Genomic DNA, 14707 nt, shown 5'->3' on the forward strand with positions numbered 1-14707 from the left:
CCATTCAGATTACCTTCCGGCCAATATCCCGCCGGTATATGGCGTGCTCAAACCTGACCGCCCCCACCCCGGTGTAGGCCTGCTCGAGGGCCTCGCGCAAGTCGCGCCCCAAACCCACCACGCTCAGCACCCGGCCCCCGTTGGTGAGCAGACCCTGCGGGCTCTTGCGGGTTCCGGCCTGGAAATATAAAACCCCATCGGGTGAATGCGGTGGCAGGGAGAGCGGCAGACCCTTATGGGGGTCGTTGGGATAGCCCGGCGCGGCCATCACCACACAGGCCGAGGCCTGGGCCCGCCACCTGATCTCCAGTTCGTGCAGGCGGCCTTCCACCACTGCCAGCGCCAGCTCGACCAGATCGGTCTCCAAGAGCGGAAGAATGGCCTGACACTCGGGGTCGCCAAAACGCGCGTTGAACTCCAGAACCTTCGGCCCATCGTCGGTGAGCATCAGCCCGGCATAGATGACACCCTTGTAGAAGATACCCTCGGCCCGCAGCCCATCCACCAGCGGCTGGAGCACCCGCTGCTCAATTTCAGTAAGCACCCCTGGAGCCAGCGGGTAGGGGCATACCGCACCCATCCCACCAGTCATGGGGCCGGTGTCACCATCCAACAGGTGTTTGTGGTCTTGAGAGGGCAATAGGGATCGGATGGTCATTCCATCGGTAACCGCCAGCACCGTCACTTCGGGGCCGCTCAAAAACTCCTCAATCACGATCTCGGCCTGCTCCGGCCCCGAAAGGATGTTGGCCGCTGCCTGCTTGGCCTGCTGCAGGCTGGTTGCCACCGTCACCCCCTTACCGGCTGCCAGGCCCGAGTCCTTGACCACAATGGGCGCCCCCACCGCCTCGAGGTAGGCCAGGGCATCAATGACATCGCTAAAACTTCGGTGCTTGGCGGTGGGAATACCAAAACGCGTCATCAGCCCCTTGGCAAAGGCCTTGGAGCCTTCGATCATGGCGGCCTTCTGGGTCGGCCCAAAAATTTTGAGCCCCCTGGACATAAAGGCATCGGCAATCCCTTCCACCAGCGGCCCCTCCGGCCCCACCAGGGTCAGCTCGATGCCCTCTCGAAGGGCCCAGTCGGCCAGCCACTGCACGTCGCCATCCCAGGGAATACACTCGGCCAGCTCGGCCATGCCGGGGTTGCCCGGCGCGGCATATAGCTCGTGCACCAGCGGCGACTGCGCCACCTTCCAGCAAATCGCGTGTTCCCGCCCACCCGAACCCACAACCAAAACTTTCACGGAGCTAAGAATAACAGGGGGCGGGGTCTAAAGGGATAGGGCCTAGAAGACAACCGGCCCAAAATAGACCCCATCTTACGCACGCCTACTCCCTTCGGTCAGCTCGAGCCCTTCACCTCTGACTGCGTCCAACGGTGAAGGGTTGGAGCGGAACCGGTATCAAACCACTCACATCGGCACATCCCGATGGGCGGGGGGAGGTTGGTTGCCCTAGGGGGCTACATCCCCGAATCTAGCTTCTGGTTCTCCCTCTTGCACTTCGGAAGCTGTTGCCTTACCTTACTTCTCTAAGGAGGAAAAAATGAAAGAGATTAGCCGCAGGTAGCTTCTCCGGGTATCGGCGCTTGTGGGGGCTGCTTCTTTGATGAAGGCCCAGGCCAATGACCGCGTAGAATACAGCCAGTTCAAGAAAGAAACGCCGATGGCCGTGGTCTATCATGTGGACTTTGGCGACCCCGCCCGTTTCGGCCAAATGCTCACAAATATCTCCAACCACCTTTCCGTCTACGACAACGACGCCTTCAAGATCCGGATTGCCGTAGTGGCCCATGGGGCAGGGGTGCATCCGTTTTTGAAGGATCTGGAAGGAACCCCCTGGTCTACCATCCAGTATGACCGGGAAGCCCTTTTTAGCCGTATCAAGCAGCTCGCCCAGCTAAGCATCGAGTTCTACATCTGTGAAATTACCTTTACCCGCAACAACATCCCCAAGGATAAGCTTCGCCCGGATGATTTCATCAAGTGGGTTCCTTCGGGGGTAGGGGCCTTGGGAGAGCTACAGGCCAAAGGCTACGCCTACATCAAGGTGGGGTAGTCTCGAAGGCTACAGTTGACAGACCACGGGCTGCTGGCATCCGCCCGACACGTACCCATATCGTGGCTTACGCCGACTGGCTTCACGACACCTCCCCCTTCAACACCCGCCGCACAGCCTCGGGGTAGGCCAGGTGTTCCTGTTCCAGAATACGAGCGGCCAGGGTTTCTTCGGTATCTCCCGGTAAAACCGGCACCCGGCGCTGCAGCACGATGGGGCCGGTGTCCATCCCGGCGTCCACAAAGTGCACCGTGCAACCCGTCTCGCTTACCCCGGCCTCGAGGGCCTGGCGCTGGGCGTGTAGGCCCGGAAACTGCGGCAAAAGCGAGGGGTGAATGTTGAGGATGCGCCCCTCCCAGGCCTGCACAAACCCCGGTGACAACAGGCGCATAAAGCCTGCCAGCAACACCAGGTCGATGCGGTGGTCGTGTAAAAGCTGGCCGACCACCTGCTCGAACTGCTCGCGCCCGCGGCTTTTAGGCCAGGGCACATATTCGGCTTCTATCTGTGCCTCGACGGCTTTTTGCAAGGCCAGGGCCTCCCGCCTATCGGAGATTACCAGCACGATGTGGCCCAGGGGGTTGTCGTGGGGAAAAGCCTTGAGCAGGGCCTCGAGGTTGCTCCCGCGCCCCGAGGCCATCACCGCGATGCGGGCAGGCCGTCCCAAAGGAAAGTAGCTCATCCGATCACCCTCCAGTTACGCTCTACGGCCAGTACACGCAGCTTCGGTTCGGGGTATACCGCCACCGGCTCTTCGGCCAGCTCGAGCATCGGTACGTCGGGCAGGCTGTCGCCATAGGCCGCAAAGAGCGCCTCACCGCGCAAGAATTTGCGCAGGTGCTCGGCTTTGTGTGTCCCCGAGCGCACCGGCCCCCGCAGCCGACCGGTAAAAACACCCCCTTCGACCTCGAGGGGCGTACCCAGGGCCACCACCCCTGCCCCCATCCGCCGGGCAAAGGCCTCCAGAATGGGCTGGTAGGTAGCCGAGCACAGCACCAGCCGCCGCCCGCCCTGCCGCAGTCCAAGCAGTTCGTCTAGCATGTCCAGGCGCCGCTTGGGCCAGAGTTCGTTGGTCACCACCCACTCGCTCAGCGCGGTCAGCTCGGCCTGCCCCAACCCCGCCAGCAGCCCTGCGGCCCCTTCCATAAAGCGATCCTGAAAGGCCCGTTTATCCTGCAGGCCCAGCCGTGCGGCCACAGCACCCGGCAGGTTCCGATAGAAAAACCGCTGGTACTGCCCTGCCCGCCCGTGCGCCTGCATCCAGGCGGCCATGCCCCGCCAGGTCTCGCCGGTGGTCAGGGTGCCCTCGAGGTCTGCGGCAATGGTGTTCATAGCTCTTTGCTCAACATACCATCTGCGCAGGCCCAGAGTGGTTCCCAAAAATGCCCGGTATCGAAAACCGCTGTACGGGTCAATTGCTTCGGCGGTGCGAAGTGATACCGTTTCCGCTTGAATCCTTCACCGTTGGACGCAGTCAGAGGTGAAGGATTCAAGCCGACCGAAGGGAGTAGAAAAGCATTTCGGTAGTATCGTTTAGGCTTGCCGAAGTGAACGATACTACCGAAATGCGTATGATTGTACGCAGCACGAACAAGACCTCGTTGGAGGCGATGTTCAGGGCATGGAGGACGGGGCAGGTTTTTGGCCTGTGGGCTCATAGGTGGCAATCACCACACCCGTAGTCGAAACCACGCTACTCACCAGCTTCAAACCAACGGGCAGCGTACCCTCGCCAAAAAGCCGCTTGCCCCGGCCCAGTATCACCGGATAGGTCTGCACGATGAGTTTATCCAGAAGGCCCGCTTGCAGCAGTTGGGGGTAGAGCGTCGAGCTTCCCTGCACCAGCAGGTCGGGGCCTTGGGTGGCCTTGAGCTCCCGCACCGCCTCGAGGCCGGGCAGGCGGTGGCTGTTGTGCCAGTGGGGGGTAAGGTCGTGGCTCGAGAGCACGTACTTGGTCGCAGGATTGAACCGGGCCGCAATGGGGTGTTCGGGGGGCATCTGGGGCCAGTATGGGGCGAAAATCTCGTAGGTTTTACGCCCCAGCAAGAGCGCATAGGGTGCACCCAGCAGATAGCCCCGCACGGCCTCGCGGGTAATTTCGTCTGAATACGCCCAGATCCAGCCGCCCAGCGCAAATCCCCCGCTGGGGTCTTCCTCCGGCCAACCGGGGGCTTGCATCACGCCGTCCAGCGATACAAACGCAGCTCCGACAATCTTTCGCATGGGGGAACCTGGCCTAAAAAATTTTCAGATGGTACAAACACCCCGTAGAATTCGTCCCACTTCCCAAGGTTTAGCCAAACCTTAGCTCATCACCTCTTCCGGGTGGTGCTTGTTCCAGTAACGCACCAGCCCATCCACGCTCATCCAGGCGGGGTCGGCAAACTCGTACTCCTGTACCTCTTCCTCGGAAAGCCCTGCAGCTCGGAGGGTAGCGGCCACGTAGGCCTCGAAGGCCTGCACCATCTGTTCGCGGGTGAGGCCGGCCTTGAGTTGTTGTTTGATCCAGTCGGCCCACTCCAGCAAGCGCGCTTCCAGCGCGTCCAGGTGCGGCCCGACTTCCTCGGTCTCGCCAAAGTGGGTCAGGTAAATCCTGTGCAGCTTCAAGGCCCGTATCCGGGCGATGGACGCCCGCCAGGCTTCGATGTGAATTTCCGGCGGGGGGCAGGGGGGCAGCACCGGGCCGCGCCCGATCTTAACTCCGGTTACATCGCCGCCAATCAGCACGTCGCCAATCCGGTAGGCGTGGTGGTGGTAGGCATGGCCGGGGGTCTCGAGGGCCTCGATCTCGGCCTCGCCAATCCGGATCACCTGGCCGTCCTGAACGATCTCGATCTGGCTCTCGGGTACGTGGCCCATCTGGCCCCAGAGTTCTTCCATCCGGTCACCGTAGATGCGGCTGGCCGAGGCCCAGAGCTTGCTAGGGTCTACCAGGTGCGGTGCCCCCTTGGGGTGGACGTAGATGGTCGCGCCCCGCTCAGCCAGGCGCCAGGCCGCACCGGCGTGGTCGAGGTGGATGTGGGTCACGAAGACGTGCTTGACGTCGGAAGCGGCGTAGCCCAGCGCGTTGAGGCCATCCAGCAGCACCGAGAAGCGCGACTCCGGCCCGGTCTCAAAGAGCACCGGCCCCTGGCTGGTTTCCAGCAGAAACGAAGCAATGACCCTGGGCGCCCGGTCGTGAAGGTCGAGGATCTGGATCACAGGCCTATTGTATGCCGCCCTAAAAGATGCCTGCAAAGCCGTCCAGAATGCGGGCGATATGCCGGGCGGCGTTGTGGAAGTCCTGGATGCGGATGTTTTCGTTGGGGGCGTGGGTGCGGTTGGTGATGCCGTAACCCACCCCGGCGTCGATGACCGGGATGCCCAGGGGCCCAGCAAAGGCATACACCGGCGAACTGCCGCCGGTTAGGGGAATGAGCTGGTAGGGTTTTTGGTAGACCTCTTCAGCGGCCCTAGCTGCCAGTTGCACCAAGGGATGGTCGGCCCCCGACTTGGCGGGGAACATGTAGTCGGTATAGGTGATGCGCACATCGGTAAAACCTTCAGCGTCCAAGTGGGCGCGGAGCTTTTTGAGGATGTCGGTGGGGTCTTGATCGGGCACTATGCGGAAGTCGAGCTTAACCGAGGCCTTGGCCGGAATCACGGTCTTGTTGCCCTCGCCCTGGTAGCCAGTGGTAATGCCCTGGATGTTGCAGGTAGGGTTGAAGACGGCCTTCTTCAGCTCGTAGCCGGTCAGCCCATTCACAAAACCCCGCACCCCGAAGGTCTCGCGCAGATACTGCTCACTGTCGGGCAGGCGGCGGAACAGTTCCAGATCGAGTTCGGAAATAGGCTTTACGTCATCGTAAAAGCCTGGAATCAGGATACGCTCGTTTTCGTCCTTCAAAGAAGCCAGCACCCGCACCAGCCGCCAGGCGGCGTTGGGCAAGATGTGTGCACTACCGGAGTGGGCGTCGCGGGAGAGGGTTTGGACTTCCAGCTCTATCGCCAGAATGCCCCGACGGCCCAGCGAACTACCCGGCCGCTCCTCGAAGTCAATGCCCCCCTCTTCCCAAATAGCACCGTCGCATTTCAGCAAGTTGAGATGGTCTTGCACAAATTTTGCAATGCCAGGGCTACCCACCTCCTCGTTGCCCTCCACCACGAAGAGCACCCCGCAGGGCAGCTCGCCCCCATGCGCGGCCCTCACCGCCTCCACTGCGGCCAGGCGGGCCATAAACTCGCCCTTGTCGTCCTTGGCCCCTCGAGCGTAAAGAACCCCCTCGCGGATTTCGGGCTGAAACGGGGGCGAGTCCCACAGCTCGAGCGGCTCAGGCGGCTGCACGTCGTAGTGGTTGTAAAAGAGCAGGGTGCGCTCCGATTTCCCGGCGGCCCGGCCCACCACCACCGGGTTGCCGTAGCCTTCTATTTTCCAGGTCTGAAAACCATGGTTTTGCTGGATTTGCTCCACTAGGTTTGCACACGCAACCATCCCCTGGCCCCTGGCCGAGACGCTGGGCTGGGCGCAGAGCTTGATGGTTTCCTGCAGATAGGCCTCGAGGTGCTCTTGCAGGTAGCGGTCTATGGCTTCGGTTCTGGACATGGTTAGACTATACGCCTTCCGCACAATAAGCTGGCCACCTTCTCCAGCCGACAGCAGGCCCACCTGGACGCTGCTACCGCAGCAGCCGAGGGTCGAGCCATAGGGCTTGGGGTTCGCCGACCCTTAACTCAGACATCGCCGGATGTCTGGGGTTGAGCAGCAAATTGAACTCGACAGGCACGACCGCTGAGGGCACTTTGAGCGCCAGCGAACGCAAGCTTTGCGCCCACTCGCTACCCAGTTGCTGGGCGGATACTGGGTAGGGTTCGGGCAGTTGCTGCCAGTCCGGCGGTAGATGCTGCAAGGTCTCTATATGCGCGTCGGGGACTTCAACCTCAATGGCCACAAAAGCGGCCAGATACGACCGTTCGTTGACGTGCACCAGGATTTCCAGAATTCCCGTGGCAAGGCTCCCCGCTAAATACACCACCGGAACCCCACTCTGGTTCCAACGGCCCGGACTTCGCGCCGCTCCCTCGCCGGTGAAAGCCGCATGGGCATACCTGCGCGAGGTGATCCGCCAGGCCCTCATGTCACCAGACCGTCTTCGAGGCGCCCCAACAGATGCTCGACGGCCCTAAAACCGGGCTCGGTATCGAGGTATTGCAGCGGGCTGGCACCATGTAAAAACAGCTTGGGGCTATTCATCCACCCTGCTGCCAGCAGAGCAGAGCCGAAGAGTTCCTCCGCCCTCCGGAGCAGATACATCACCTTGTACAGGCGGTTGGATTGCTCCCGGTTCAGGCGCCCAAACCCCTTATAGCGGTGCGCACTGCTGCGCGGGATACCCGCAGCCTCGAGCACGTCCTGCTGGCTCAGGCCATACCGCTGCGCGATTTCCCCGATGAGTTCAACCGGCAGGCCCTCCCGCACGCGGGCCACCTCATCGGGAGAAAAGTCAAAGCGTAACCCAACGGTCTGTTCCATAAAGAACATAGTAGTGTTCCATATGGATATTGTCAAAGGTGTATGCCCTCATCTGGGGTTGAACGCGGCTGTACGGCCCCCTACTGCGGTACTTGCCGGTAGCTCCTAAACTGCTCGCGCAGCTTGGACTTGAGGAACTTGCCGGTGCTGGTGCGGGGAATCTCGTCCAGGAAGACATAGGCATCCGGCAGCCACCACTTGGCAAACCTGGGCTGCAAAAACTGGGTCAGGTCTTCCGAGGTAGCGCTGGCTCCTTCCTTGAGCACAATGGCAGCCAGCGGGCGCTCGTCCCACTTGGGGTCGGGTATGGCGATCACCGCGGCCTCCTTGACAGCGGGGTGGGCCATCAGGGCGTTCTCCAGGTCAATCGAGCTGATCCACTCGCCGCCGGACTTGATCAGGTCTTTGGTACGATCGGCAATGCGGATATAGCCCTCGGGGTCAATCGCCACCACATCGCCGGTACGAAACCAGCCATCGGGGGTCCATTTGTCGGATTCTTCTTCCAGGTTGTAGTAGCTCGCTGCCACCCAGGGCCCCCGCACCTGCAACTCCCCCAGCGACTGCCCATCCCAGGGCACAATACCCTGCTCGCCCACCGCCCGAATTTCCACCAGGGGCGTGGGCACCCCCTGCTTGGCGCGGTAGCTGTACTCCACTTCGCCGTCTCCCCGCAGGTGGCGTTTGAGGCGGCTGGTAGTGCCCAGCGGGCTCATCTCGGTCATGCCCCAGGCATGCAATACCTTCAAACCAAACTGATCGAAGGCCCGGATCATGGCTTCGGGGGCTGCCGAGCCGCCCACCACCATCTCCATGGGTTCCAGCTTCCAGCGCCCAGGCTCTTTTTGCAGGGCTTGCAAAACCCCCATCCAGATAGTCGGCACACCCGCCGTCTTGGTGACGTGTTCCGATTCGTACAAATCCAGCAAGCTCACCGCATCGAGGTGGGGCCCTGGCATTACCAACTTACTCCCAGCCATAATGCCAGTGAAGGGCAGCCCCCAGGCCAGCACGTGGAACATCGGCACCACTGGCAACATCACATCGCTATTCGCTAGGTTGAGGGCATCCGGCAGGGCCGAGCCCAAGCTGTGCAGCACAATAGAACGGTGCGAATAAACCACCCCCTTGGGCTTGCCGGTGGTGCCGGAGGTGTAGCACATCCCGGCGGCGTCGCGCTCGTCGAGGGCGGGGTAGACAAAATCATCATCGCCGGTGGCCAGGAAGTCCTCATAGCTCATCAGGCCCGCCGGCACCGGCTGGTCCGAGAGGGGCACCACGATTACCCGCTCGAGGTTCACCTGCTCTTTGACCGCTTCATACAGCTTTAGGAGCACGTCATCTACGATCAAAAACCTGTCCTGGGCGTGGTTGATGATGTAAGCGATATCGGAGGGGTGCAGCCGCAGGTTCAGCGGGTGCAGCACTCCCCCGGCCACCGGGATGCCAAAGTAGGCCTCGAGGTGGGCGTAGGTGTTCCAGGAGAGGGTGGCTACGCGGTCGCCTTTTTGCAGCCCGGCCTTTTGCAAGGCCGAGGCCAGCCTGCGCGAACGCTGGTAAAAATCGCCAAAGGTGTAGCGGTGAAGCGACTTGTCGGGCAGCCGGGTCACGATTTCTTCCTCGGGGAACAAGGTGCCGGCCCGCTCGAGCAGGTGGATCAGGGTGAGGGGAAAATCCATCATGGTGGATTGCATCGTCTTCTCCTTTGATTGGCTAGATTGTATGTCAAGCGTCGTAACAAAAGTATAAAACCCTCCCCGGCAGGGAGGGTTTAAGCTGCCGCATAGTAATACCCAATGCGCAACAAAGTGACCCAAAAGTGCTGGAAGAGACCCTCGCTCGCGCCCGATGGTGTGGCAAGTGAGTGGCGCTTTATGCGCCACTCACGCGCAGAGTGGGTATAAGTTTGTCGAACCCTGGAGACCTATCTTTCAGGTTGCATCTTCCAAAGCACAGCACCCCGATGTTTACAAAGCTGGTTACAGCGACAAACGTACCGTGGAAAAACCTCGAGCGGTTTGCTGTCTTCGCACTGCCCTCTGAGCTGGGCCAATGCATGTTGGTCAACCCTATAAAGCCAACCAGCCAAACCGTACACTCACCGGAGCAGTACCCTCACCCTAGAACCGCTCAACCCCTAGCTGAAGGTGAAGAAAGCTGGCACATACTCGTAGGCGTTACCTACCCGGCGCACATTGCCCACTGCCGGCCAGGCGAAGTGGTAGCCCACCACGGTGATGCGATCCGCTGCGGCTGCCTGCCACAGCCGCGCCCGGGTGGCTACAGCCTGTTGGGGGTTGGCGTCAAAGCCTAGGTAGTGATCGGGGAAGCGGAAAGACAGGATATGGTGTCCGCCCGCATCGCCCAGATGCCAGAGGGTCTGGTTGCCCGAGGTAACTTGCACGGCCAAGTGGCCCACCGTGTGGCCTGCAGTATCCACGGCGGTAAGGCCGGGGGCAATCTCGGCTCCTGGGCGAATCAGGGTGAAGCGTTCGCGCAAAGCAGCCAAATTGGCCGGGGGCGTCGCCTGAGACAGCCAAAACTGCATCTCGACCTCACCGATCAGGTGCCGTGCATTGGCGAAGGTCGGCTGGCCATTGGTGACCAAGCCGCCGATATGGTCGCCATGGCCGTGGGTAATGAAGACCGTATTGATGTCAGCTGGCCGGATACCCGCATTGGCCATGTTGGCCAGCAGTTGTCCCGCTTGTCCCCGCCCGGTATCAATAAGGATTTTGGCCCGCCCCGTGTCCACCACCATCGGGTTGAAGTTGTTGATAAAGCGAGTGGGGTCGAGGAAGTTTTCGCGCAAGGCCGCCTCGAACTCGGCTTGCTTGCCGGGGGTTGCACCCCAGTTGGGGAAGGCATTGCCTGGGGGGGTCTGACCATCGCTCAATACCGTGAGGGTGAAATCCCCCAACTTGAACCGATAAAAGCCTCCCCCATTGGTAGCTGGAGCAGCTTGGGCCATAGCAGGTAGTGTACCGGCTGCGGCGACTGCACCTGCGGCACCCACGAGCTTGAGGGCTTCGCGTCGAGAAACTTTACCCATAACAACCTCCTTAGGATCTTCTCATTTTAGTTGACGAAATAAAGTACAAAGAAAACCATAGTGCAAATAGGCCTACAAAACTTGGTTACACTTCACATTCACCCTGCACTTGGAGGGATTCCGATCCAATCAAAGTCGCTTCAGCAAGAAATCGTCTGTATCCGAGCACTGTAAATTCCCGGCTTCCCAGCACCACAAATGTGTTGCTGTTTGGAAGTGTGCACTGGGGGTAAATTGTGTGGATACAACACACTTTCCCTAATGGCTGTGAGGAGAACTGTCAACGTCTATGTAGAGCTGCTTCTTCAACCTGTGGAGGCCAGCTCGATGCGGTTCTTGCCAGCGTTTTTGGCCTGATACTGAGCTTTGTCGGCCAGGGAGAGGATGTCATCAAGCGACTGCATAATGGGCTTGAAGGTCGCGACCCCAATACTGACCGTGACCTTTAGGGGTATACCGTTGACCTCGGCAGGGTTGTGCAAAATAGCAACGCGGATGCGCTCGGCGACCTCGAGGGCCTCCTCCAGGTGGGTATTAGGCAACAACACGATAAATTCCTCCCCGCCATAGCGGGCCAGTAGGTCGTGTTTTCGGATGCTTTTGCGGATGTTCTCGGCCAATTGGCGCAAAACCTCATCGCCTGCCAGATGTCCGTAGCCATCGTTGACCTGTTTGAAATCGTCGGCATCCAAAAGTACCACCGAAAACGGCCCTTTACCCCGCTGGGCCTGCAAAAACACAATCTCGGCAGCCGCCATGAAATGGCGGCGGTTAAAGGTCTGGGTTAGCTCGTCGGTGATGGCGAGGCGCTGCAGTTTTTCGCGGGCCTCCTCGAGCTGATAAACCAGCCGAAGCTGCAACCAACTAAACAGCGGGGCCACAATGGCAGGTACGATAAAAGCAATGGTCATACTGCTCCACCCTACCTGCCCATCCGCCGCATAACTCACGATAAAGTTGACCATCTCCGAAACCAAAATCGAGGCCACGGTCATCAGCAAAATGGTGCGTCCCAACCCATAGGTCAGGAGCAGGCGACGCATTATGCCCATAAATAGTCCAACTATAGCCGCAGCTTCGGCCTCAAGGAGTCAAATTAATCACAAGCAGTCGTTATTTATCGTTAACTACCACCGAGTTTCGCCGGGCTTCCCCAGCTTTTAGGTGTGCAGTGCGCAAAGGCTCTGGCAAGCGGGTCTTGCCCACCAGCGAACGCAAAAAGACCAGGCTTTCTTCCATCCCGACGCGGTGCCCAGGCGAGACAAAGAGCGGTTGCACCCCTTTGCGGCTGCGGTAGACCCAGCCGATTTGCACACTTCCATGCATCAAACGCACTGCCGAACCGGCTTCTTTGGACAGTTCGCGCTCCGGTTTGCCAAACAGCAAGGTCTTGGCTACCCCAATGGCCGGAACATCCAGGTGCACCCCCAGGTGGGCGGCGATACCCAACCTCCTGGGGTGGGCCACGCCCTGCCCATCCACCAACAGCACCTCGGGGAAGCAGGATAGTTTGGCCAGTGCAGCCAGATAGACGGGGGATTCGCGGAAGGATAAAAAACCAGGCACGTAGGGAAAAAGATCGGCCTCGTCCATCCAGGCGGTCGCTACCTCGAGCACCCCCCCGGCCTGCCTGTTCCACAAGACCGCTGCCGCCACCGAAACGCCTTGCACCTTGGAGAAGCGGGTAGGGTGGGAAGCATCCAGGGCGGCCACGTAGCGAGCAGACCCCACATCCCCTTGCAAGATTACAGCCTCCGCCAGCGACTTTTGGATGGCGGCAGCTTCGCGCAGATCTTTGGGCCGGGGAAAGGATTGCAGCATGGGTGGCTCCGGGGTGTGCCTGGGGGGAAGCTTACCAAAATCCACCCACTCACCGGGCCTCGTTCGGTTGGTTTGGGATGCAACCTGGAGCACAGGGGTATCTCCTGACCAATCGCCGGATATGCTACAATCGGCCCTTGGTGTAGGTTCGCTGACACTTAACCCGGGTCTTACCTTATCGGGGTACAAAGAGTTTAGTGGCGCGATGCTACCGGAAAAAGGCCGGGCCAAGCCCGACCATTGAAAGATGGCGCACCCGACAGGACTCGAACCTGTGGCCTTTCGCTCCGGAGGCGAACGCTCTATCCACTGAGCTACGGGTGCAATAGCACACAGAAGGGTAGCACCGCACAGAGGAGGCAGTCAAGTGTTTGGAATCAACAGAAAGGTTGTTGCCGTAATCTTCGGGGTTCTCGCCCTGGCCTTTGTGGCGGGTTCGGTTCTGCTGTTCACCCCCCAGGGCCAGCGTAGTACCCAGGGCAAGACCGAATTCACCGTGAATGGCCGCCCGGTCTATGAGCTCGATCTGGCCAGGGCCCAGCAGAACGACCCCATCTTGAGCACCAATCCCCAGGGTCTTTTGAAGAATCTTGCAGACGTTAACTTTGGTGAGCGCTTTGTCATCACCAACGCGCTGTTGCAAGATACAGCCCGTGTTGGGGTCTCGGGCGGGGAGCTCAAGAAAGAACTGGATACCATCAAAGAACGCTTCGGGCTGCAAAAGAAGGAAGACTACGACCGCTTCCTGACCCAGGTGGGCTATACCGATTCGCAACTGCGCAACGAATTGCGCGACCAGATTCGCATTAACAAGCGCATTGAGGATATCCAGAAGAAAGCGGAGCCGACCGAAGAGGAGATGCGGCTGTACTTTGAGCTGAACCGCGACCAGTACAAAAACGAAGAGCGGGTGCAGGCCCGCCAGATTGTATTGGACGACAAGGCCACCGCCGACAAAATCTACGCCGAGGTGACCGCAGCAGGGGCCGATTTTGCCGCCATCGCCAAAGCCAATTCTAAGCTGAACGCCGAGCAGGGCGGGGCCCTGGGTGCCGAGGCGGGCAAGAGCGAGCCCGGCCCGGTGACCCGTGTGGTCTTCCCCAACGCGGTGGCCGACGCGGTCTTCAAGCTGCGCGATGGGCAGATTAGCAAGCCCATCGAGGCCGGGGGCCGCTTTTACATCGTGAAGGTAGAAAAGTACCTTCCGGCGGGCGACGTGAAGTTTGAGGAAGTCAAAGACCGGGTCAAGGAAGACGCCAAGCGCATCAAGGGCCAGGGCGCCCTGGAAGCCTACATCGAAGAACTGCGGGCCAAGGCCAGCGTGAAGTTTGCCGAAGGGGCCACCTTCAAGTTTGAAAATCCGGTAGTGGCCAAGGTCGGCGGTACCGAAATTAGGCTGGCCGAAGTCACCCAGTCGGTCTTTGCCAACCCCCAGGTGCCCCAATTGCTGCAACAGGGCCTGGGGGAGCTGGCTGTGCAGTTCTTCATGCCCCAGACGTTGGAGCAGCTCATCAGCCGTGAGGTGATCTACCAGGCTGCTAGGTCGCTGGGCCAGCCTTTCTTCGGTTCCAAAAGCGATGTGGCCAACCAGGCCCAGCAGTGGAAAACCCGCGACATTACCGTAACCGATGCCGAGGTGCGCAAGTACTACGACTCCAACCTGGCCAATTTCACCATCCCGGCCTCGGCCAGGGTACAGGCGGTAAACTTCAAAAAGGAAGACAAGGCCAAGGCCGATGCCTTCCGGGCCGCGGCCCTCAAAGGTGGCAAACTCGAGGAGCTGGCCAAGGCCAACAGCGGCACCGTGCAGGACTATGGCGTGGTCAACCCCGGCACCATGCCGCCGGTACCCAACCGCCTGGTTTTCCTGACCCGCGGCAGCTTCCCCAGAGGGCCGCTGGGTGAGGTGAGCGAGGTGGTGAAGCTCGAGGATGGGAGCTTCCAGGTGCTTATTGTGGGCGAACGCAAGGCCGAAGTCCTGCGGCCCTTCGAGGAGGTCAAGGACGAAGCCCGCCAGCAGGTACTCGCCACCCGCCGGGCCGAGGCCGCCCAGAAGTGGGTGGAAGAGGTGCGCAAGGCCGCCAAGGTAGAAAACAACCTGCAAAAGGTTCTAACCGCCCTAACCCCCAAGGAAGAACCCAAGAAAGAAGAACCCAAAACCAACGAGAACCAGCCCAGCGGCAACCAAACCAACCCCGCTACCCCAGCCAACCCTCCGGCCAACCGCTGATGTGGCATGGTTTATGGCCCTCCCCGTTTTGGGGA

At 60.3% G+C, this 14707-nt stretch carries 14 protein-coding genes and 1 tRNA gene; 2 read left to right on the forward strand and 13 right to left on the reverse strand.

Features of this window, described 5'->3' with window-relative positions:
- Window positions 1-4: 4 nt before the first annotated feature.
- Window positions 5-1246, reverse strand: a complete 1242-nt coding sequence (purD, locus tag WKI89_RS03455) for a phosphoribosylamine--glycine ligase (RefSeq protein ID WP_337867829.1) — start codon at window positions 1244-1246, stop codon at window positions 5-7.
- A gap of 364 nt (window positions 1247-1610) precedes the next feature.
- Between purD and WKI89_RS03460 the strand changes: the two genes are divergently transcribed.
- A complete protein-coding gene (locus WKI89_RS03460; protein ID WP_337867923.1) occupies window positions 1611-2060 on the forward strand; it encodes a DsrE family protein in 450 nt (149 codons plus the stop codon).
- A gap of 82 nt (window positions 2061-2142) precedes the next feature.
- On the opposite strand, the gene purN is transcribed toward WKI89_RS03460, so the two are convergent.
- The 12 genes from purN to WKI89_RS03520 form a co-directional block, all read right to left on the reverse strand.
- Window positions 2143-2742 (reverse strand): phosphoribosylglycinamide formyltransferase, encoded by a 600-nt coding sequence (gene purN, locus WKI89_RS03465; protein ID WP_337867830.1) that lies wholly within the window; start codon window positions 2740-2742, stop codon window positions 2143-2145.
- A complete protein-coding gene (locus tag WKI89_RS03470; protein ID WP_337867831.1) occupies window positions 2739-3392 on the reverse strand; it encodes an HAD-IB family phosphatase in 654 nt (217 codons plus the stop codon). The genes purN and WKI89_RS03470 overlap by 4 nt, the downstream gene beginning before the upstream one ends.
- A gap of 282 nt (window positions 3393-3674) precedes the next feature.
- Complete coding sequence (locus tag WKI89_RS03475) at window positions 3675-4283, reverse strand: dihydrofolate reductase family protein (RefSeq protein WP_337867832.1); 609 nt, start codon at window positions 4281-4283, stop codon at window positions 3675-3677.
- Window positions 4284-4364: 81 nt separating this feature from the next.
- Window positions 4365-5261, reverse strand: coding sequence for an MBL fold metallo-hydrolase (locus tag WKI89_RS03480; RefSeq protein WP_337867833.1), 897 nt, complete (start codon window positions 5259-5261; stop codon window positions 4365-4367).
- A 19-nt stretch (window positions 5262-5280) separates the two neighbouring features.
- A complete protein-coding gene (locus WKI89_RS03485; protein ID WP_337867834.1) occupies window positions 5281-6642 on the reverse strand; it encodes a M20/M25/M40 family metallo-hydrolase in 1362 nt (453 codons plus the stop codon).
- A 73-nt stretch (window positions 6643-6715) separates the two neighbouring features.
- The gene (locus tag WKI89_RS03490) at window positions 6716-7174 is read right to left on the reverse strand and encodes an RES domain-containing protein (protein WP_337867835.1); all 459 of its coding nucleotides are present in this window, start codon (window positions 7172-7174) and stop codon (window positions 6716-6718) included.
- Window positions 7171-7578, reverse strand: a complete 408-nt coding sequence (locus WKI89_RS03495) for an antitoxin Xre/MbcA/ParS toxin-binding domain-containing protein (protein WP_337867836.1) — start codon at window positions 7576-7578, stop codon at window positions 7171-7173. Before WKI89_RS03495 ends, WKI89_RS03490 begins: the two co-directional genes overlap by 4 nt.
- A 71-nt stretch (window positions 7579-7649) precedes the next feature.
- Window positions 7650-9263 (reverse strand): long-chain fatty acid--CoA ligase, encoded by a 1614-nt coding sequence (locus tag WKI89_RS03500; protein ID WP_337867837.1) that lies wholly within the window; start codon window positions 9261-9263, stop codon window positions 7650-7652.
- 443 nt (window positions 9264-9706) lie between these two features.
- Window positions 9707-10621, reverse strand: a complete 915-nt coding sequence (locus WKI89_RS03505) for an MBL fold metallo-hydrolase (RefSeq protein ID WP_337867838.1) — start codon at window positions 10619-10621, stop codon at window positions 9707-9709.
- Window positions 10622-10926: 305 nt separating this feature from the next.
- Window positions 10927-11673, reverse strand: coding sequence for a diguanylate cyclase (locus WKI89_RS03510; RefSeq protein WP_337867839.1), 747 nt, complete (start codon window positions 11671-11673; stop codon window positions 10927-10929).
- Between the two features lie 61 nt (window positions 11674-11734).
- On the reverse strand, window positions 11735-12442 hold the full coding sequence (locus WKI89_RS03515; protein WP_337867840.1) for an endonuclease V: 708 nt from the start codon (window positions 12440-12442) through the stop codon (window positions 11735-11737).
- Window positions 12443-12690: 248 nt separating this feature from the next.
- Window positions 12691-12766, reverse strand: a tRNA-Arg gene (locus WKI89_RS03520).
- Window positions 12767-12809: 43 nt separating this feature from the next.
- On the opposite strand from WKI89_RS03520, the gene WKI89_RS03525 reads away from it, so the two are divergent.
- A complete protein-coding gene (locus WKI89_RS03525; protein WP_337867841.1) occupies window positions 12810-14672 on the forward strand; it encodes a peptidyl-prolyl cis-trans isomerase in 1863 nt (620 codons plus the stop codon).
- Window positions 14673-14707 lie beyond the last annotated feature (35 nt).

Origin of the sequence: Meiothermus sp. (assembly GCF_037443965.1) — a bacterium.
Taxonomy (GTDB): Bacteria; Deinococcota; Deinococci; order Deinococcales; family Thermaceae; genus Meiothermus.

Bases quoted from the DNA above. Each gene is read 5' to 3' on its own strand.
- WKI89_RS03460 (WP_337867923.1), top strand. From the start codon at position 1,611: ATGAAGGCCCAGGCCAATGACCGCGTAGAATACAGCCAGTTCAAGAAA.
- purN (WP_337867830.1), bottom strand. From the start codon at position 2,742: ATGAGCTACTTTCCTTTGGGACGGCCTGCCCGCATCGCGGTGATGGCC.
- WKI89_RS03470 (WP_337867831.1), bottom strand. From the start codon at position 3,392: ATGAACACCATTGCCGCAGACCTCGAGGGCACCCTGACCACCGGCGAG.
- WKI89_RS03475 (WP_337867832.1), bottom strand. From the start codon at position 4,283: ATGCGAAAGATTGTCGGAGCTGCGTTTGTATCGCTGGACGGCGTGATG.
- WKI89_RS03485 (WP_337867834.1), bottom strand. From the start codon at position 6,642: ATGTCCAGAACCGAAGCCATAGACCGCTACCTGCAAGAGCACCTCGAG.
- WKI89_RS03490 (WP_337867835.1), bottom strand. From the start codon at position 7,174: ATGAGGGCCTGGCGGATCACCTCGCGCAGGTATGCCCATGCGGCTTTC.
- WKI89_RS03495 (WP_337867836.1), bottom strand. From the start codon at position 7,578: ATGTTCTTTATGGAACAGACCGTTGGGTTACGCTTTGACTTTTCTCCC.
- WKI89_RS03500 (WP_337867837.1), bottom strand. From the start codon at position 9,263: ATGCAATCCACCATGATGGATTTTCCCCTCACCCTGATCCACCTGCTC.
- WKI89_RS03505 (WP_337867838.1), bottom strand. From the start codon at position 10,621: ATGGGTAAAGTTTCTCGACGCGAAGCCCTCAAGCTCGTGGGTGCCGCA.
- WKI89_RS03510 (WP_337867839.1), bottom strand. From the start codon at position 11,673: ATGGGCATAATGCGTCGCCTGCTCCTGACCTATGGGTTGGGACGCACC.
- WKI89_RS03515 (WP_337867840.1), bottom strand. From the start codon at position 12,442: ATGCTGCAATCCTTTCCCCGGCCCAAAGATCTGCGCGAAGCTGCCGCC.